At 41.7% G+C, this 19,738-nt stretch carries 16 protein-coding genes and 2 tRNA genes; 11 read left to right on the forward strand and 7 right to left on the reverse strand.

Annotation, left to right across the window (positions count from 1 at the left end; all coding sequences use genetic code 11):
- The first annotated feature begins 145 nt into the window (after positions 1-145).
- Both nagA and BKL49_RS00825 read left to right on the forward strand, forming a co-directional pair.
- A complete protein-coding gene (nagA, locus tag BKL49_RS00820; RefSeq protein WP_077422750.1) occupies positions 146-1,300 on the forward strand; it encodes an N-acetylglucosamine-6-phosphate deacetylase in 1,155 nt (384 codons plus the stop codon).
- A 125-nt stretch (positions 1,301-1,425) separates the two neighbouring features.
- Positions 1,426-2,181, forward strand: coding sequence for a class I SAM-dependent methyltransferase (locus BKL49_RS00825; protein ID WP_077422751.1), 756 nt, complete (start codon positions 1,426-1,428; stop codon positions 2,179-2,181).
- Positions 2,182-2,351: 170 nt separating this feature from the next.
- On the opposite strand, the gene BKL49_RS00830 is transcribed toward BKL49_RS00825, so the two are convergent.
- The gene (locus tag BKL49_RS00830; protein ID WP_077422752.1) at positions 2,352-3,467 is read right to left on the reverse strand and encodes a porin; all 1,116 of its coding nucleotides are present in this window, start codon (positions 3,465-3,467) and stop codon (positions 2,352-2,354) included.
- Between the two features lie 225 nt (positions 3,468-3,692).
- Positions 3,693-4,157: a ribonuclease HI gene (gene rnhA, locus BKL49_RS00835; RefSeq protein ID WP_077422770.1), complete on the reverse strand. Its 465-nt coding sequence runs from the start codon at positions 4,155-4,157 to the stop codon at positions 3,693-3,695.
- Positions 4,158-4,217: 60 nt separating this feature from the next.
- Between rnhA and dnaQ the strand changes: the two genes are divergently transcribed.
- From dnaQ to der, 4 genes are all read left to right on the forward strand, one after another.
- The gene (dnaQ, locus tag BKL49_RS00840; RefSeq protein ID WP_077422753.1) at positions 4,218-4,988 is read left to right on the forward strand and encodes a DNA polymerase III subunit epsilon; all 771 of its coding nucleotides are present in this window, start codon (positions 4,218-4,220) and stop codon (positions 4,986-4,988) included.
- A 76-nt stretch (positions 4,989-5,064) separates the two neighbouring features.
- Positions 5,065-5,141 (forward strand) — tRNA-Asp (locus BKL49_RS00845).
- Between the two features lie 54 nt (positions 5,142-5,195).
- Positions 5,196-5,272 (forward strand) — tRNA-Asp (locus BKL49_RS00850).
- Between the two features lie 184 nt (positions 5,273-5,456).
- Positions 5,457-6,971, forward strand: a complete 1,515-nt coding sequence (der, locus tag BKL49_RS00855) for a ribosome biogenesis GTPase Der (RefSeq protein WP_077422754.1) — start codon at positions 5,457-5,459, stop codon at positions 6,969-6,971.
- A 182-nt stretch (positions 6,972-7,153) separates the two neighbouring features.
- Here the strand turns inward: der and hda are convergent, their stop codons facing one another.
- The 5 genes from hda to gap form a co-directional block, all read right to left on the reverse strand.
- On the reverse strand, positions 7,154-7,849 hold the full coding sequence (gene hda, locus BKL49_RS00860; RefSeq protein ID WP_077422755.1) for a DnaA inactivator Hda: 696 nt from the start codon (positions 7,847-7,849) through the stop codon (positions 7,154-7,156).
- A gap of 63 nt (positions 7,850-7,912) precedes the next feature.
- Positions 7,913-9,154 (reverse strand): nucleobase:cation symporter-2 family protein, encoded by a 1,242-nt coding sequence (locus BKL49_RS00865; protein ID WP_077422756.1) that lies wholly within the window; start codon positions 9,152-9,154, stop codon positions 7,913-7,915.
- Between the two features lie 257 nt (positions 9,155-9,411).
- Entirely contained in the window at positions 9,412-10,038 is a 627-nt protein-coding gene (gene upp / locus BKL49_RS00870) for a uracil phosphoribosyltransferase (protein ID WP_077422757.1), read from the reverse strand.
- A 195-nt stretch (positions 10,039-10,233) separates the two neighbouring features.
- The gene (locus BKL49_RS00875) at positions 10,234-12,039 is read right to left on the reverse strand and encodes an AMP-dependent synthetase/ligase (RefSeq protein ID WP_167367098.1); all 1,806 of its coding nucleotides are present in this window, start codon (positions 12,037-12,039) and stop codon (positions 10,234-10,236) included.
- Between the two features lie 196 nt (positions 12,040-12,235).
- The gene (gene gap, locus BKL49_RS00880) at positions 12,236-13,255 is read right to left on the reverse strand and encodes a type I glyceraldehyde-3-phosphate dehydrogenase (RefSeq protein WP_077422758.1); all 1,020 of its coding nucleotides are present in this window, start codon (positions 13,253-13,255) and stop codon (positions 12,236-12,238) included.
- Positions 13,256-13,506: 251 nt separating this feature from the next.
- Between gap and gmk the strand changes: the two genes are divergently transcribed.
- The 5 genes from gmk (at position 13,507) to murI (ending at position 19,583) form a co-directional block, all read left to right on the forward strand.
- The gene (gene gmk / locus BKL49_RS00885) at positions 13,507-14,133 is read left to right on the forward strand and encodes a guanylate kinase (RefSeq protein WP_077422759.1); all 627 of its coding nucleotides are present in this window, start codon (positions 13,507-13,509) and stop codon (positions 14,131-14,133) included.
- Between the two features lie 63 nt (positions 14,134-14,196).
- Positions 14,197-14,463: a DNA-directed RNA polymerase subunit omega gene (rpoZ, locus tag BKL49_RS00890; RefSeq protein ID WP_077422760.1), complete on the forward strand. Its 267-nt coding sequence runs from the start codon at positions 14,197-14,199 to the stop codon at positions 14,461-14,463.
- A 78-nt stretch (positions 14,464-14,541) separates the two neighbouring features.
- Complete coding sequence (gene spoT, locus BKL49_RS00895) at positions 14,542-16,656, forward strand: bifunctional GTP diphosphokinase/guanosine-3',5'-bis pyrophosphate 3'-pyrophosphohydrolase (RefSeq protein WP_077422761.1); 2,115 nt, start codon at positions 14,542-14,544, stop codon at positions 16,654-16,656.
- Positions 16,657-16,663: 7 nt separating this feature from the next.
- On the forward strand, positions 16,664-18,745 hold the full coding sequence (recG, locus tag BKL49_RS00900; RefSeq protein WP_077422762.1) for an ATP-dependent DNA helicase RecG: 2,082 nt from the start codon (positions 16,664-16,666) through the stop codon (positions 18,743-18,745).
- A 28-nt stretch (positions 18,746-18,773) separates the two neighbouring features.
- On the forward strand, positions 18,774-19,583 hold the full coding sequence (gene murI, locus BKL49_RS00905) for a glutamate racemase (RefSeq protein ID WP_077422763.1): 810 nt from the start codon (positions 18,774-18,776) through the stop codon (positions 19,581-19,583).
- Positions 19,584-19,738: the final 155 nt, after the last annotated feature.

Here is a 19,738-nt window from a genome sequence, read left to right on the forward strand (position 1 = left end):
TTGATTATTTTTACGTAGCCATTTCCTGAATTCTTTAGGAAAAAGTAGGGACGCCACGCTGGCGTCCATATAAAAATTCAGTGAATAATGATGACGGACACAAAATGTGGTGTCCCTACCAATAGGTTATTTTTAGGAAAACAAAATGAGATACGCATTAACAAATTGTGTAATTTACACCAAATATGAAGTCCTACGGGATTTTGCCGTTATTATCGATGGGGAAATGATCGAAGCCGTTGTACCGCAAAGTGAATTAGAAAGCGGAATCAACACCATTGATTTACAGGGCAACAACCTTACCGCAGGATTTATTGATCTGCAACTTAACGGTTGTGGCGGCGTGATGTTTAACGATCAAACCTCTGTCGAAACCTTAGAAATGATGCAAGCCACGAATTTAAAATCCGGCTGCACCAGTTTTTTACCCACTTTTATTACCGCACCTGATGAAGGCATTAAAAGTGCGGTCAAAATTATGCGTGAATATTTAACCAAGCATAAAAACCAAGCACTGGGTTTACACATTGAAGGGCCTTATATCAGCGTGGAGAAAAAAGGCGTTCACCGTCCTGAATATATCCGTGAAATCTCGCCTGAAATGAAGGATTTTCTTTGTGAAAACGGTGATGTGATCACCAAAATAACCATTGCGGCTGAAAATCCGACCGTCCAATATATTCCCGATTTTGTCAAAAGCGGCATTATCGTCTCCATCGGACATTCCAATGCGACTTATGAAACGGCGAAAGCGGCATTCCATAAGGGAGCGACTTTTGCCACCCATTTACACAATGCAATGTCGCCGATCAGTTCCGGCCGTGCAATGGGGGTAGTGGGTGCGGTGTTAGATTCCGATGTTTACACCGGCATTATCGTAGATGGTGTGCATATCAACTATGGTAATGTGCGTATTGATAAAAAAATCAAAGGTGACAAATTATGTATCGTCACTGACTCCCTCGCCGCCGCAGGAGCCGGGCCGGAATTAGAAACCTTTACTTTTGTCGGCAAAACCATTTATGTGAAAGAAGGGCGTTGTTACGATGCCAACGGCACTATCGCCGGTGCTTCGATCACAATGATGGAATCCATTAAAAACGCCGTAGAATTTGTGGAAATCCCCCTTGCCGAAGCCATTCGGATGAGTAATCTTTATCCCGCTCGTGCTATTGGTGTCGACAATCGTTTAGGCTCGGTCGAAAAAGGAAAAATCGCAAACTTAGCCGTGTTCACAACGGATTATCAAGTGATTGGCACGGTGGTGAATGGGGAATGGAAAGCTAATTCACTATCATAAAAAATAGATTGAATGAAAAAATAAGGAAAATCCATATCGTGAAAATGGTATGGATTTTTTATTGCTTTAATAAGAATAATTTTTATTTATAATATAAAGACTTAGTTTATGAGTAGGAGATTAACATGGCGAAAGAAGAAGTTGGACATAATTTTTTGGCGCGTTTAGGTAAAACACGTTTACGTCCCGGTGGTAAAAAAGCAACGGATTGGTTGATTGGAAACGGTGATTTCACTCAGGATAAAAAAGTTTTAGAAGTTGCATGTAATATGGGAACAACGGCAATTGGTTTGGCGAAACGATTCGGTTGTCATATTGAAGGTATAGATTTAGATGAGGAAGCGTTAGAAAAAGCGAAAGCAAATATCACAGCTAATAATTTGCAAGATAAAATTCATGTTCAGCGTGCTAATGCAATGAAATTGCCTTTTGAAGATGAAACTTTTGATATTGTGATCAATGAAGCAATGTTGACAATGTTGCCGGTAGAGGCGAAGAAAAAAGCTATTGCAGAATATTTCCGAGTGTTAAAACCGGGCGGTTTTTTACTTACTCATGATGTGATGTTGGTAGGTGAAGAGCATCAGATTATTCTTGATAATATGCGTAAAGCGATTAATGTCACAGTCACTCCCTTGACTAAAAAAGGCTGGAAAGGACTATTCCAAGAAAGCGGATTCCGCAATGTGGATACATTTTCTGGTGAGATGACATTACTTTCTCCAAAGGGTATGATTTATGACGAGGGCGTTTTAGGCACATTAAAGATTGTTAAAAACGCAATGAAAACAGAAAACCGTGAACAATTTAAATGTATGTTTAAAACCTTCAATGATCCTGAACATAAATTACATTTTATTGCAGTATGTAGTCAAAAATAATTGGAGAAATTTCGCAAACTTGTGTGCTAATTTGTTTATTCCTCACGATGAGGTCGGCAAAGCTAATATTTAAAAAACGCTATTTTTTGTGATCGCACTTTATAACTTTAAAACTCAAAAAGGCGAACCTTTTGATTCGCCTTGTTTACGTCTTTTCTCTAATTTAACAATTAGAAGTAAACACGCATACCTACACCGATGGCTTTATCTTTAACTTTGTCACCGATTTGGTTACCATCTTTGTAAGCCTTGGTTTGTAAATATTTACCTTCAACATAAGTTACTACTTGCTTATGAAGTTTATAATCAACACCTAACAAGAAACCGTGTGTTTTTTCTTTATATTCCGGAGATTGGTCGGTTGTTTTAATTTGTTGATATAGGTAGTTACCATATACTTTGCTGACATTATCAATAACAGGTACTTGGAAACCTGGAGATACGAAGTATCCTTTAGCATCCCCACGACCGGTAGAGATTGCTTTAGCTTCAACATTTTCAGCAGATACATTTTTTGCTTTGAAATAACCACCATCTACAGAAACGATAATACCTTGGAAATCATAACCTAAGCTGGCTTGGAAAGCATCCTTATGACTTTTTTCACCAGATGATTTATAATTGGTACGGCCATAAACCGCTTCGGCAATCCATCCGTTTGGATTGGTAGCATCTGCACCGTTGTATAGTACGCCAACTTGAGAGCCATTTTTGATCTCATCGTCACGAACTTCATTTAAGGGATCACGTTTCTCTGCGAACTGATAACTTGCACCAATTTGTAAGCCAGGAACGCCATAGTAGTCATAGCGAACAACGGATTTGCCTGAAGTTGGTACATAATCAGGTAAAATACCATAAGTATAGTCATCAGCAATACCTACATCATCAGCAATGGTTACTTGACGACCAAATGTCAATTGACCAAGCTCTTGTTTTCCTAAGCCGACATAGGCACGATGTGCACGCATATTACCAAAGCCGTCTTCATCAGTACCGCCACCTTGTTTTCCATCAAAACGGGCCTCTACACGGGCTAATGCGTAGAAATCATTATCTAGAGTGTGTTTTACTTTGATTTCAAAACGAGAATCATTGTTTTTTAAACCTGAATGAGAGTGTATTTTTTGGTTAAAACTACCGCCCTCTTTATTAGATTTTTCTAATAAGATACGAAGTGAACCGTTTAATTCTACTTTTGTTCCTTCGTTGTCATAAATTACTGCTGCGTTTGCGGCGGAAGCGGCAAATGCGCCAACGATTAATGCTGCTAGTGTCTTTTTCATAATTGATTCCTTATTGGTGTGATTTACAACCAAGGTTGAACTTTTCATCATTGAAAATGTCAACCGCCTCGATAAGCGCGCAAATCATTGCAAAAAGCCATTTTTCTGTCAATGATAGGCAACAACCAATTTTCAAATGTGAGATCAAGATCACATTTTTTTTGCAAATGTGCGCAAATTTTGAACAGTTTGCTGTTCACAAAATATGAAAAAAATCAACCGCACTTAGTCGGGTTGATAACCTTCATCTTTAAACGTTGGGTTTTCCGCCCCCTTTTTCGCTAATTCATCGCAGATCTCATTTTCTCGATGTCCTGAATGCCCCTTTACCCATTTCCACTCAATGGCGTGTCGCTGAATAGCATTATCAAGAGCGATCCATAAATCCTGATTTTTTACCGGTTTGCCGGTGCTAGATTTCCAATTATTTTTTTTCCAATTAAAAATCCATTGGGTGATGCCGTTTTTCATATATTGGCTGTCACTGGAAAGGATAACGGTGCAAGGTTCTTTTAATGTTTCAAGAGCTTCAATGACGGCACGCAACTCCATTCGATTATTGGTGGTGTTGAAATAACCTTTGGAAATTTGCTTTTCGTGTTGTTTATAACGCAGCAAAATGCCAATACCGCCGGCACCGGGGTTGCCAAGGCAAGAACCATCCGTAAAAATTTCAATCTGTTTTTGCATAATAAAAAGGTTGTTGTGTAAAATGGGCGGCATTTTAATGGAAACAAATAGGTTGAACAAATGATTAATCCAAACCGCCAAATTGTGCTGGATACGGAAACTACTGGGATGAACCAGCTTGGCGCTCATTATGAAGGGCATGGCATTATTGAAATTGGTGCGGTGGAGTTGGTAAATCGCCGTTACACCGGCAATAACTTTCATATTTATATTAATCCGAACCGACCGGTTGATCCGGAGGCGATTAAGGTTCACGGTATTACCGATGAGATGTTGGCAGATAAGCCGGAATTTAAAGCGGTGGCACAGGAATTTCTTGACTATATAAAAGGGGCTGAGTTGCTGATTCATAATGCGCCCTTCGATGTGGGGTTTATGGATTATGAATTTCGTAAATTGGGATTAAAGGTGAAAACGGCGGATATTTGCGTGGTAACGGACACCCTACAAATGGCACGCCAAATGTATCCGGGTAAACGTAATAGCTTGGATGCCCTGTGCGATCGTTTAGGCATTGATAACAGCAAGCGAACTTTGCACGGCGCGTTGCTGGATGCGGAGATCTTGGCGGATGTTTATCTCTCAATGACAGGCGGGCAAACCAGTCTGTTTGGCGAAGAAGATGAAGATAGCACACCGATAATTGCCGTAGGGCAAGAAGAACGCGCCGAAGTGGAACAAAGTGCGGTTGTTTTTTCCAATAATTTGAAAGTGCTGCAACCGAATGAAGAAGAAACACAGGCACATTTAGAATTGTTAAAAATGATTAATAAAAAAAGTGATGGAAAGTGTGTATGGGCTTTACTCACAAATGGTGAAAGCGTGCATTAAATAAACAGCCGAGCCGGAAATCAAAAAAAAAGATTGACGAGATAACGGCGGATCATTATGATACGCACCACTTAGCGGAGTGGTAGTTCAGCTGGTTAGAATACCTGCCTGTCACGCAGGGGGTCGCGGGTTCGAGTCCCGTCCATTCCGCCAATTTATACCTCCTTATTAGTGTTTTTGCGAAAGCAATTAAGAATCAAAAACTGCGGAGTGGTAGTTCAGCTGGTTAGAATACCTGCCTGTCACGCAGGGGGTCGCGGGTTCGAGTCCCGTCCATTCCGCCAACTCTTTAATTAGCACCTTTAATGGTGCTTTTTTTATTCTTCAAATTCTTCTCACTTTGGTACAGAATTGAAAACTGATTATTTTCCGGTTGTGGCTTTTTCCTTTTATTTTCAAATCGTTTTTTGCCAATATCCCAACTTCCGCTATAATGACCGCCATTTTTGACAAGATAAGAGATTTTTTATGGCAACTCCTGTTGTAGCCCTTGTGGGGCGTCCGAATGTGGGCAAATCCACATTATTTAATCGCCTAACCCGCACGCGTGATGCCCTCGTGGCGGATTTTCCGGGCTTAACCCGTGATCGCAAATATGGCCACGCTCACATTGCCGGCCACGAATTTATCGTGATTGATACCGGCGGTATTGACGGCACGGAAGAAGGCGTAGAAGAAAAAATGGCGGAGCAATCTTTGCTCGCCATTGAAGAAGCGGATATTGTGCTTTTCCTTGTAGATGCTCGAGCCGGTTTAACGGCGGCGGATATTGGCATTGCCAATTATTTACGCCAACGCCAAAATAAAACCACCATTGTGGTGGCGAATAAAACAGACGGTATCGATGCGGATTCCCATTGTGCCGAGTTTTATCAATTAGGTTTGGGCGAAATTGAACAAATTGCCGCCTCACAAGGCAGAGGCGTAACGCAATTAATGGAACAAGTGCTAGCCCCCTTTGCGGAACAATTGGAAAACACCGAAGAAATTGACCGCACTTCTGAAGAAGAACAAGACGAATGGGATCAAGAATTTGATTTTGATTCGGAAGAAGATACCGCATTACTTGATGAGGCACTTCAAGAAGAAAACGAAGATGAGCAAAATAAAAATATCAAGATTGCCATTGTCGGCCGTCCGAATGTTGGGAAATCAACCTTAACAAACCGCATTTTGGGCGAAGATCGCGTAGTGGTTTACGATATGCCGGGAACGACACGTGATAGTATTTATATTCCAATGGAACGAGACGGGCAGCATTACACCTTGATTGATACTGCCGGCGTGCGTAAACGTGGGAAAGTTCATCTTGCGGTGGAAAAATTTTCGGTCATCAAAACCTTACAAGCCATTCAAGATGCCAATGTGGTGTTGCTAACCATTGATGCACGAGAAAATATTTCGGATCAGGATTTATCCTTACTCGGCTTTATTTTGAATGCAGGGCGTTCTCTTGTGATTGTGGTGAATAAATGGGATGGGCTGGATCAAGAGGTGAAAGATCGTGTGAAATCAGAACTTGATCGCCGTTTGGATTTTATTGATTTTGCCCGAGTCCATTTTATTTCCGCCTTACACGGCAGTGGCGTAGGCAATCTGTTTGAATCCATTAAAGAAGCCTATGCCTGTGCCACGCAAAAAATGACCACGTCCATTCTGACCCGTATTTTGCAAATGGCGACAGACGAACACCAACCACCAATGGTAGGTGGTCGCCGTATCAAATTAAAATATGCCCACCCGGGTGGCTACAACCCGCCAATTATTGTGGTACACGGTAACCAAATGGAAAAATTACCGGATTCTTACAAACGTTATTTATCCAACTATTACCGTAAAAGTTTAAAAATTATCGGCTCGCCGATTCGTCTCCTCTTCCAAGAAGGTTCAAACCCTTTTGCCGGACGTAAAAATAAACTTACGCCAAATCAGCTACGCAAGCGTAAACGTTTGATGAAGTTTATTAAGAAAGCAAAACGATAGATTTAAATCATATAGAAAGAATAGTAGGGATACCTCGCCAAAAATTAAGTAATTTCAAGTGCTTAACATTAAGGACGCTCGCGTGTTGTCCCTACTAATAACATTATTCTGGTTTTGTGCCTCGCGTGCATAATCTTGCTAAAACACAAAAGTGCGGTCAAATTTGACCGCACTTTTTGTTTTTATAACCCCAAGGTTTCTTTCACAAAAGGAATGGTGAGGTTGCGGTGGGCTTGGAGGGAGGCTTTGTCGAGTTTTTCAAGGGTTTGTAAGAGGGTGTGGGTGTCTCTGTCCAAACGTTTTAATAAGAATTGTGCCGTTTCCGCCGGGAGTTCAATACCCCGTTGGCGGGCATTTTTTTGTAGCACTTCTAGTTTTTGTTCGTCTGTTAAGGGAGCGAGTTGATAAATTTCGCCCCATTTTAGGCGGGAGGCTAAATCGGGAAGTTGAACATTAAGGGCAGAGGGAGAAGCCGTTGCACTGACTAGGAGTAAGGTTGTTCCTTCTGCTTTAATGCGATTGAATAAATCGAAAATTGCCACTTCCCATTCGGGATCGCCTATGACGCTTTGCAGATCGTCTAAGCATACCAATTCTTGCTGTTCTAAATTTTCCAATACCGCAGGAGAGAAATAGCGGGATTTATTTAAGGGAACATAAATAGCGGCACGCTGTTCCGTTAAGTATTGGTTACTCAATGCGCGAAGTAAATGGCTTTTGCCACTGCCTTCTTGCCCCCAAATATAGAAAAATTGTTGTTGAACCTGTAGTGAATTTTTGCGTAACGAATCCAGCAACAACAAATTGTTGTCGGCATAAAAATTCTCGAGTGTGTCATCATCAATTTGATGAATGGGCAAAGGGAGCTGCTGATTCAACGTGGTATAAGGTCAATTCATTTAAGGAAGAAAAGGGCTGTTTTCAGCCCTTGATTTTGGCGGTTATTCTACTTCATTTTTAGCTTTTGGCAAAATTAGGTTCAGTACGATTGCCACGATTGCACAAAGGCTAATACCTTTCAACGAGACCGCATCACCTACATTCACAAACATATTGCCGATACCGAATGTCATCACCACAGAAATAATGCAAAGATTGCGAGGTTCGGTAACATCTACTTTGCCTTTGATGAGGGTACTCATTCCGACTACGGCGATAGAACCGAAAACGAGCATCATAATCCCCCCCATCACAATGGTGGGAATGGTGGAAAGGAATGCACCGACTTTACCGCAAAATGAGATGGCAATTGCCCATATTGCCGCCCACGTCATAATATTCGGATTAAAATTGCGGGTGAGCATTACGGCACCGGTTACTTCCGCATAAGTGGTATTGGGTGGGCCACCAACCAACGAAGCGGCAGCCGTTGCGACACCATCGCCTAATAAAGTGCGGTGTAGTCCCGGTTTTTTGAGGAAATCTTTTCCGGTCACGGAACTGATCGCCATAATGCCACCCACGTGTTCCACCGCCGGGGCAATGGCAATCGGCAACATATAAAGAATCGCTTCAAGGTTAAATTCCGGTTTGGTCAGTTTTGGTAACTCAAACCAAGGGGCATCAATTACCGGTTGGAAATTAATCAGCCCAAGACATAAGCAAAGAATATAACCTGCTGTGATACCGAACATAATCGGGATTAATTTCATCAAGCCTTTGGCAAAAACGGCAACGGCGAGTGTTACGGTGAGAGTAACCATTGAGACCAATACGGCATCGTTATAAGAATAAGCACTGTCTTTGCCCAACGCCATATTTACCGCAACAGGCGCAAGCCCCATACCGATAATGATGATAACCGGCCCGACAACAACCGGTGGGAAAATGCGTTCAAGGGCTTGGCTGCCACGGAGTTTAACCAAGGCTGAGAGGGCAAAATACACCAAACCGGCGAAGGCAAGACCGCCCATTGTGGTGGGAATACCCCAAGTTTGTACGCCGTATTGAATCGGTGCAATAAAGGCGAAAGAGGAGGCAAGGAAAATCGGCACTTGTTTACCGGTGCAAAGTTGGAATAACAACGTACCAATTCCGGCGGTGAGTAATGCAGTGTTTGAATCCAAGCCTGTGATGAGCGGTACAAGTACCAGTGCGCCAAAGGCAACGAATAACATTTGCAAGCCGACAAAGGATTGTTTGGCAATACTTTGTGCTTCAGTTGTTTGATTTTGATGGTTCATTTCGTTTCAACTCTCTGTTTGAATTAACTGAAAAGTGCGGTCGATTTTTTAAAAGTTTTGGGTTTATGCCGAAAATAATGTGATTAGTAGGGACGCCACGCTGGCGTCATAAATATTAACCTATTGAAATCATTTGTGTTTTTAAATTGGACGCCGGCGTGGCGTCCCTACTTCTTATTACGGAATGATTGACTCATTAAAAAAATCTTCCGCCCGAAAAAAGACGGCTTAGAAGCCGTCTTAATAGATTGAAAATGTTATTTTGTGCCGAAGATTTTGTCGCCCGCATCACCTAAGCCCGGGATGATGTAACCTTGTTCATTGAGGTGATCATCAATAGAGGCACAGTAAAGCTCAATATCGGGGTGTGCGGCTTCTAAGGCTTTAATCCCTTCCGGTGCCGCCACCAGCACTAATACTTTAATTTGATGACAGCCTTTGGCTTTGAGGAGATCAAGGGTTGCGATCATTGAACCGCCGGTTGCCAACATTGGGTCAACCACAATGGCAAGACGTTCCTCTAAATCGCTGGCGAGTTTTTGGAAGTAAGGAACAGGCTCAAGGGTTTCTTCATTACGATAGATCCCCACCACACTGATTCTTGCACTCGGCACGTGTTCTAATACGCCGTCCATCATACCTAATCCGGCACGTAAAATTGGCACAACGGTGATTTTTTTCCCTTTAATACGATCAACCTCAACCGGCCCATTCCAACCTTCAATCACCACTTTTTCCGTTTCTAAACCGGCGGTGGCTTCATAGGTTAGCAAGCTACCGATTTCTGTTGCCAATTCACGGAATTTTTTGGTGTCAATTTCGGCTTCGCGCATAACGCCTAATTTATGTTTTACGAGTGGGTGTTTTACTTCAACAAGTTTCATAATGTGTCCCCTTAGACGGCTGATGAATGGATAGGATGGGTGATTAAAAATAAAATCGCGGAATTCTAAATCAGAAAAAATGAAAACTCTAGCGGTTTATTTATAAAAATGTCATAAATATAAATTTTAAGAAAGAAAATAGAAAAGCACGGTGAAATCAACCGCACTTTTATAGGCTTTATAGGATGAGCTTAGCTATTGACTTTCATTTTGCTTATTATACATCGCTTCAATCTGCTTGCGATAACGTTCCATAATGACTTTACGTTTCAGTTTCAAAGTTGGCGTGATTTCCCCCAATTTGATACTAAAGGCTTGAGAGAGTAGGGTAAATTTTTTCACTTGTTCAAAGTGTGCCAGCTCTTTTTGTACGACATTTATACGTTGCTCAAACATTTTCAAAATTTCAGAGTTTTTGATTAACTCCATTCTATCCTGATATTTGATATTCAATTGTTTGGCGTATTCTTCAAGACTATCAAAGCACGGCACGATTAAGGCAGACACATATTTTTTCGCATCGGCAATAATGGCAATTTGCTCAATAAACTTGTCTTTACCAATCTTGCTTTCGATATATTGTGGGGCGATGTATTTTCCATTAGAGGTTTTCATTAGCTCTTTAATACGATCGGTAATAAACAAATTGCCTTCTGCATCAAATTCACCGGCATCACCGGTTTTTAGGAAGCCGTCTTCCGTAAAGGCTTGTGCGGTTTCTTCCGGTTTTTTGTAATAACCTTTCATCACCATTCCGCCACGCACTAAAATTTCATTATTTTCACTAATTTTCACTTCTGCATTTGGCATTAATGTACCGATGGAGTTCGGGTTAAATTGGTTATCCTGCCAGCAGGAAACGGTGGCGGTGGTTTCTGTCATTCCATAGCCCAGTTTGATATTGATACCAAGACAATGGAAAAATAACCCGATTGCCGGTTCTAATTTCGCTCCGCCGCAAGGCATCATTTTAATCCGACCGCCGAGTAATTGACGAAGTTTTGAGAAAACCAATTTATCGGCAAGGTGATATTGTTGTTTTAACCAAAAGGAAATCGGTTTATTTTGCATGGTTAAATCAAAATGTTTTTGACCGACTGCAATCGCCCAGTGGAAAAGAAGTTGGCGAAGTTTTGGGGCTTTTTGTACTTTATCCAGTACGGCAGCGTAAATTTTTTCGTAAAAACGTGGAACGGCACACATAAAGGTTGGGCGAATCTCGCTTAAAACCGACCGCACTTGGTTGGTATCTTCCAAATAACATAGCACCGCGCCTCGGTGAAGGATATAAGCCGCCCACGCACGTTCAAAAATATGTGAAAAAGGCAGGAAGGAAAGGGAAATATCCTGTTCCGTCACATTTAAGGCGAAATCGTGTGCTTCCAGTTGGTGGGCGAGATTGGCATAATCCAGCATTACGCCTTTAGGTTCACCGGTTGTACCGGAGGTATAGATAATGGTGAATAAATCATCCATTTGTTTATCTTGCAAGCGTTGGTTGAGTTCGGCTTGGTGTGCCGTGGTACCCGATTCAAGAAATTGTTCCCAAGTAACGGAAAGATTATCTTTTTGCAAATTAATACAGGATTTCATCGCCACAATTTTTTGTAATTGGGGGCAAAGAGAGGCAATTTCTAAGGCGTGATCATATTGTTCTTGATCGCCCACGAATAAAATTTTGACATCGGCGTGGTTTAATACAAATTCAGCCTGTTGGGCAGTGTTGGTGGCGTAAATTGGCACGGTAACGGCACGAATTTGTAATGCACCAATATCGGCAAGTGTCCAACGCGGCATATTTTGAGCAAAAATCGCAATTTTATCCTGCACCTGAATACCGGCTGCCAATAATGCCCGAGAGAGCTGATTTAATTGCTGTTGAAATGATGTCCAGCTTATATCTTTCCAAATGCCGTTTTCTTTATGTCGAAGTGCGGTCGCATTTCCACGCGTTTTCGCTTGTTGTTGAATACGATAAATAAAATGAAGATGAGGATTCATAGTAACCTTTTTACTTTTTCTAATTTGAGCGAACATTTGTTCGCTAATATAAGTTTAAATAGAAGAAAAAGCCAGATAAATATTTAATATTTTTAATAATTTTTAGTGAACTTTTGTATTGTTTTATTCACTTGAACAGAAAAAATAGGAAATAAAAAACCGCTCCGAAGAGCGGTTGATTTTTAGAGGGTTTTAATTAGCCTTTGTAGTTATAAACGTGTGCTACTAAGTCTAATACTTTGTTTGAATAACCGGTTTCGTTGTCGTACCAAGATACGAGTTTAACGAAAGTGTCGGTTAATGCGATACCTGCATCGGCATCAAATACAGAAGTTAAAGTGCAACCGTTGAAGTCGGTAGAAACAACCGCATCTTCAGTGTAACCTAATACATCTTTCAATTCACCGTTGAAGGTTTTACCTTCAGCAGCCTCTTTGATTGCTTGTTTGATTTCAGCGTAAGTTGCCGGTTTTTCAAGGTTTACGGTTAAATCTACAACAGATACGTTTGTTGTTGGAACACGGAAAGACATACCCGTTAATTTACCATTTAATGCCGGTAATACTTTACCTACTGCTTTTGCCGCACCGGTTGAAGATGGGATGATGTTTTGAGAGGCACCACGACCACCGCGCCAGTCTTTTGCAGATGGACCGTCAACGGTTTTTTGTGTTGCGGTAGTTGCGTGAACGGTGGTCATTAAACCGTCTTTAATACCGAAAGTTTCGTGAATAACACGTGCTAAAGGTGCTAAACAGTTTGTTGTACAAGAAGCGTTAGAAACAATATCTTGACCTGCATAGGCGTTAAAGTTTACACCACGCACAAACATTGGTGTGGTATCTTTAGAAGGGCCGGTTAACACAACTTTTTTCGCACCGGCAGTGATGTGTTTACGTGCAGTTTCATCGGTTAAGAATAAACCGGTTGCTTCAACAGCGATATCAACACCGATTGCACCCCAGTTTAAGTTTGCCGGATCACGTTCTGACGTTACACGGATGGTTTTACCGTTCACTACTAAGTTGCCGTCTTTCACTTCAACAGTACCATCGAAACGACCGTGAGTTGAATCGTATTTCAACATATAAGCCATATATTCAACATCAATTAAGTCGTTGATACCCACAACTTCGATGTCATCGCGTTGTTGTGCAGCGCGGAATACGATACGACCGATACGACCGAAACCATTAATACCAATTTTAATAGCCATAAGATTTTCACCTTTTTAGTTAAGTTAAACAAATCGTGATGTTTTGAAACCGCAAAGTGCCTCAAAAACATTGGTGCGGATTATAGCACGAGCATTTGGATAAAACTAGAAAATGGGATTTGTTTTTGTGATCTACATCAAAATCACGCTTTTTCCCGTTGAAAAAATACCGTAAAAAATAACCGCACTTTAATGATTTTTCTTGAAAGAATCGGCATAATAGACCGAAATTTTTAACTAAGGTTCAATCTATGTCTCAAGGCAATTTATACATTCTTTCTGCGCCAAGCGGTGCGGGTAAATCTTCATTAATTTCTGCATTATTGGAACGCGACTCCGACACCCCGAAAATGGTGTCGATTTCACACACAACACGCGCACCCCGTCCGGGTGAAAGCCACGGAGTGCATTATTATTTTGTGTCAAAAGCAGAATTTGAAGCCTTGATTGAACAGGATTTATTTTTGGAATATGCCACCGTATTTGGTGGAAATTATTATGGTACTTCTTTACCGGCGATTGAGGAAAATCTCGCCAAAGGGATTGATGTTTTCTTAGATATTGATTGGCAGGGCGCACAGCAAATTCGCCAAAAAGTTCCAACGGTGAAAAGTATTTTTATTCTTCCGCCGTCTTTGCCGGAATTAGAACGCCGTTTAATTGGTCGCGGGCAAGACAGTGAAGAAGTGATTGCCGAGCGTATGGCAAAAGCCAAAAATGAAATTTCCCATTATGACGAATATGATTATGTGGTCGTGAATGATAATTTTGAACAGGCATTGGCGGATCTACAAAGTATTTTGCGTACCGAACGTTTAACAAAAAATTATCAACAAAATGAAAATGCGGGATTAATTCATCAGCTACTGGATAAATAGCACCGGATTTAGTATGATACCGCCCCTTATAACCCCTTATTTTTAGATGAATCGGAGTAGAATATGGCACGCGTTACAGTGCAAGATGCAGTAGAAAAAATTGGCAATCGTTTTGATTTAATTTTAACCGCCGCACGTCGTGCGAGACAATTACAATTACACCAACGTGAACCTTTAGTGCCGGAAGATGATGATAAACCGACCGTGATTGCATTGCGTGAAATTGAAAAAGGGTTAATTTCTAACGAGATTATGGATGCCCAAGAGCATCAAGAGATGGCGGCGATTCAACAGGCAGAAGAAGCCGCAGTAGCCTTAATTACCGAATAATCATTATTAAAAGTGCGGTTGATTTCAGCCGCTATTTTTCATTTCAACTTTCTTCAACCCGAATAAGTCAGGTGTCCTTTGGAACTGTTTGCAGATTTAGATCGAATCATTCAAGGGTATTTGCCCGCAGATAAAATTGAATTAGTCAAACGTGCGTTTGTTATCGCAAGAGATGCTCACGAAGGGCAATTTCGCTCAAGCGGTGAACCTTATATTACCCATCCGGTGGCGGTCGCCTCTATCATCGCCCAAATGCATCTTGATCACGAAGCCGTGATGGCGGCGTTGTTGCACGATGTGATTGAGGACACCCTCTATACGGAAGAACAACTCAAAGAGGAATTTGGTGCAAGTGTGGCGGAAATCGTGGACGGCGTATCAAAACTCGATAAGTTAAAATTCCGTACCCGCCAAGAAGCACAAGTGGAAAATTTCCGCAAAATGATTCTGGCAATGACCCGTGATATTCGCGTTGTGTTGATTAAACTTGCCGACCGTACCCACAATATGCGTACATTGGGGGCATTACGTCCCGATAAACGCCGCCGTATTGCAAAAGAAACCCTCGAAATTTATTGTCCGTTGGCACATCGTTTAGGCATTGAACATATAAAAAATGAACTGGAAGATTTGTCTTTTGCCGCAATGCATCCACACCGTTATGAGGTATTGAAAAAGTTAGTGGATGTGGCGCGCAGTAATCGTCAGGATTTAATTGAACGTATTTCTAATGAAATTAAAGAGCGGTTAGAAAACGCGGAGATTTTTGCCCGGGTTTGGGGACGTGAGAAACATCTCTATAAAATTTATCAAAAAATGCGGGCGAAAGACCAAGAATTTCATTCCATTATGGATATCTATGCTTTCCGCATTATTGTAAAAAATGTTGATGATTGTTACCGCGTGTTGGGACAAATGCATAATCTTTATAAGCCTCGTCCGGGGCGGGTAAAAGACTATATTGCCGTGCCAAAAGCCAACGGCTATCAGTCCTTGCAGACCTCAATGATCGGGCCGCACGGTGTGCCGGTGGAAGTGCATATCCATACGGAAGAAATGGAACAGGTGGCGGAAATGGGTGTAACGGCACATTGGGTGTATAAAGAAAGTGGCAAAAATGACACGACAACGGCACAGGTTCGTGCGCAACGTTGGTTGCAAAATTTAGTCGAAATTCAGCAAAGTGTAGGCAATTCCTTTGAATTTATTGAAAATGTAAAATCAGAATTTTTCCCGAAAGAAATTTTTGTGTTCACCCCAAAAGGTCGCATTGTTGAATTACCGAAAGGTGCAACTGCAGTGGATTTTGCCTACGCCGTGCATTCCGACATAGGGAATAGTTGTGTAGGCGTGCTTGTGGAACATAAACCTTACCCACTCTCTCAAGCGTTAGAATCCGGTCAAACCGTGAGTATTATTACCGAACCCAACGCCCACCCTAAAGCCGCTTGGTTGAATTTTGTGGTCACCGCACGGGCGAAGACCCGAATTCGTCACTATCTCAAACAGCGTTGCGAAGAAGACGCGGTGAAATTGGGTGAAGTCGAACTCAATGTTGCGTTGCAACCCCATTGTTTGGCGGATCTTTCTTCCTCACAAATTCAAACTGTATTGGATAATTTAAAACTGTCTTCACACAATGAATTATTGCGTGAAATTGGGCTAGGCAATCAACTTGCTGCGGTGGTGGCACATCAATTAATCGGTGAAGCCATTGAAATTGATGTGGATGGCAAGGCTGAAAATCAAACAAATACTTTAACCATTGCCCCAATGTTGGCTACCAATACCCAGTTTGCCGAATGTTGCCATCCGATTCCGGGTGATCCTATTGTGGGTTACAGCACACCGAATAAAGGATTCGTCATTCATCATCAACAATGTGAAAACTTAAAAAATGCACATCAGTTAGCCCAAGCTAAATGGGAAAACGTGGAAAGTGCGGTCAGTTTTGAGGCAGAATTGCAAATTGAAATGCTGAACGAACAAAATGCCTTACCAAGCTTGCTCACGGCAATTACCGCAGGCGAAAGCAGTATCCAAAATATTTGGACGGAAGAACTGAAAAATAATTTATTGTTGGTGGTTTTGCAGGTGAATGTGAAAGATACCAAACACCTCGCTAACGTGTTGCATCGTATTAAGGGCATTACCGGTGTAGTGGGGGCAAAACGCAACATTAACGCCTCGTGATAGAACAATGAGCCTTTCACTTCTTGATGCCGTTCCCCTCACCACGCTTTCCGGTGTGGGGGCGGCGATTTCTCATAAACTGAGTAAAATCGGTATCAATAATTTACAGGATCTGCTTTTCCATTTGCCGATTCGTTATGAAGATCGCACCCGTATTACGCCTATAGCCCATCTTCGACCCGATCAATATTTCACCATTGAAGGTGTGGTGCAAACTTGTGAGGTTACTTTTGGTCGCCGCCCAATTTTATCCGTGAGCTTGTCTGACGGTTCTTCAAAAATTATGTTGCGATTTTTCAATTTTAATGCGGGAATGCGCAATAGTTTTCAGATTGGCGCAAGGGTAAAAGCGTTTGGCGAAGTAAAGCATGGGCGTTATATGGCGGAAATTCACCACCCTGAATATCAAATTCTTCGTGATAATATGCCGATTGTGCTGGAGGAAACCCTTACGCCGATTTATTCCACAACGGAAGGTTTAAAACAAAATTCATTACGAAAATTAACGGATCAAGCCCTTACCTTGCTGGATAAAGTGCAGATTGCGGAAATTTTGCCTAATGAATTTAACCCCCATCAATTTAGTTTAAAAGAAGCCCTTCATTTATTACATCGCCCGCCGCCGGATATTTCTTTGGAAATGTTGGAACAGGGAAAACACCCTGCGCAGCAACGTTTGATTTTCGAGGAATTACTGGCGCATAATCTTGCAATGCAAAAAGTGCGGTTAGGAACGCAACAGTTTTCTGCGTTGCCTTTGCATTATCAAACGGATTTAAAACAACGTTTTCTTGCGACTTTACCGTTCAAACCGACAAATGCACAACAGCGCGTGGTGAAGGATATTGAACAGGATTTAGCAAAACATTATCCAATGATGCGATTAGTGCAAGGCGATGTGGGATCGGGTAAAACGTTGGTGGCGGCATTGGCGGCATTAATGGCGATAGATAACGGTAAACAAGTGGCATTAATGGCACCGACTGAAATTCTTGCCGAGCAACACGCAAATAATTTTCGCCGTTGGTTTGAACCCTTTGGCATTGAAGTCGGTTGGCTTGCCGGTAAGGTGAAAGGCAAGGCGCGTCAAACAGAATTAGAAAAAATAAAAAACGGTGCAGTGCAAATGGTGGTTGGCACTCACGCTTTATTTCAAGAGGAAGTAGAATTTAATCATCTTAGCCTCGTGATCATTGATGAACAACATCGATTTGGCGTGCATCAACGCTTAATGCTACGCGAAAAAGGTGAAAAAGCCGGTTTCTATCCCCATCAATTAATTATGACGGCAACACCAATTCCCCGCACATTGGCAATGACCGTTTATGCGGATTTAGATACCTCAATTATTGATGAACTACCGCCGGGACGAACGCCGATTACAACTGTGGTGATTTCAGAAGAACGCCGTGATGAAATTGTGGCGCGGGTTAAGCAGGCCTGCGTAAATGAAAAACGCCAAGCCTATTGGGTATGCACATTAATTGATGAATCCGAAGTATTGGAAGCGCAAGCGGCAGAAGCGATTTGGGAAGATTTAACAAAAGCATTACCTATGTTGAATATCGGGCTGGTACACGGTCGAATGAAACCTCAAGAAAAGCAAGATGTAATGATGCGGTTCAAAAATACCGAATTGGATTTACTGGTGGCAACCACGGTGATTGAGGTGGGGGTAGATGTGCCAAATGCCAGTTTAATGATTATTGAAAATGCCGAACGTTTAGGCTTGTCGCAACTTCATCAGTTACGCGGACGTGTGGGGCGGGGAAGCACGGCTTCTTTTTGTGTATTAATGTATAAACCACCGCTAGGAAAAGTATCGCAAAAACGTTTGCAGGTGTTGAGGGATAGTCAAGATGGTTTTGTGATTTCCGAAAAAGATCTGGAAATTCGAGGTCCCGGCGAAGTGCTTGGTACGAAGCAAACCGGGGTGGCGGAATTTAAGGTGGCAAATTTAATGCGGGATCGCAAAATGATTCCAACCGTACAGCACTATGCGAAACAGCTTATCCAAAAATATCCCGATGTGGCAGAAAACCTGATTTCACGTTGGTTAAGTAATAAAGAAATTTACTCGAACGCTTAAAAGTGCGGTCAATTTTGAAAGAGTTTTTATGGAAATAACGAAAGCACGTCCAACGGTACTTTTTTTTGATTCCGGTGTGGGAGGATTTAGCGTATATCGTGAAACAAAAAAATTGTTACCCGATTGGCATTATCTTTATTGCTTTGATAATGCAGGATTTCCTTATTCGGAACGTGAAGAAGAAAGTATTATTCAACGTACATTGGCCGCTTGTCGATTATTGAATGAACGCTTTCCGTTAGATGCGATTGTGATTGCCTGTAATACGGCGAGTACGGTTGTATTGCCAACGTTGCGTGAAAATTTTTCCATTCCGATTATCGGCACCGTACCGGCAATAAAACCGGCGGCGGAAATTTCAAAGACAAAACATATTGGATTATTGGCAACAAAAGGCACGATAAAACGCCAATATGTCAACGATCTTGTGAATAAATTTGCCCTAAATTGTCAGGTCGAAAGATTGGGATCGACAAAATTAGTGGAAATTGCCGAGGGAAAAATTCGTGGTCATTCCGTAGATTTGATTGCATTAAAAGATGAATTATTGCCTTGGGCTGAGATGACTGATTTGGATACCTTGGTGTTGGGCTGCACGCACTTTCCTTTAATTAAAGAGGAAATTAGTTTCTGTTTACCACAGGTGAAATATTTTATGGAACCCGGAATGGCAATTGCGAAGCGGATTCGTGCATTGCTGGAAGGGAAGGATATTCAAAATAAAGAAGCAAAGCCAAACCAAATGTTTTGTACACAACATTTTGAAGAAGAACATCAATTCAAAAAAGCATTGCATTTATGGGGATTTAATACGCTTGAAGTAATCAAAATTAACTAAAAATTAATCGTTTTGATTGCATTTTAGGCGAACAATAAAAAATTTAAATTTTTTTACAAAAACCGCTTGCAAGGATTTCATTTTTCCCTATAATACGCCGCACACAACGACGCACTGTTGTGGGACATTTGAATGATAACAGTGCGTCGTTGTTT

It is taken from the genome of Rodentibacter myodis (assembly GCF_001999305.1).
Lineage (GTDB): Bacteria > Pseudomonadota > Gammaproteobacteria > Enterobacterales > Pasteurellaceae > Rodentibacter > Rodentibacter myodis.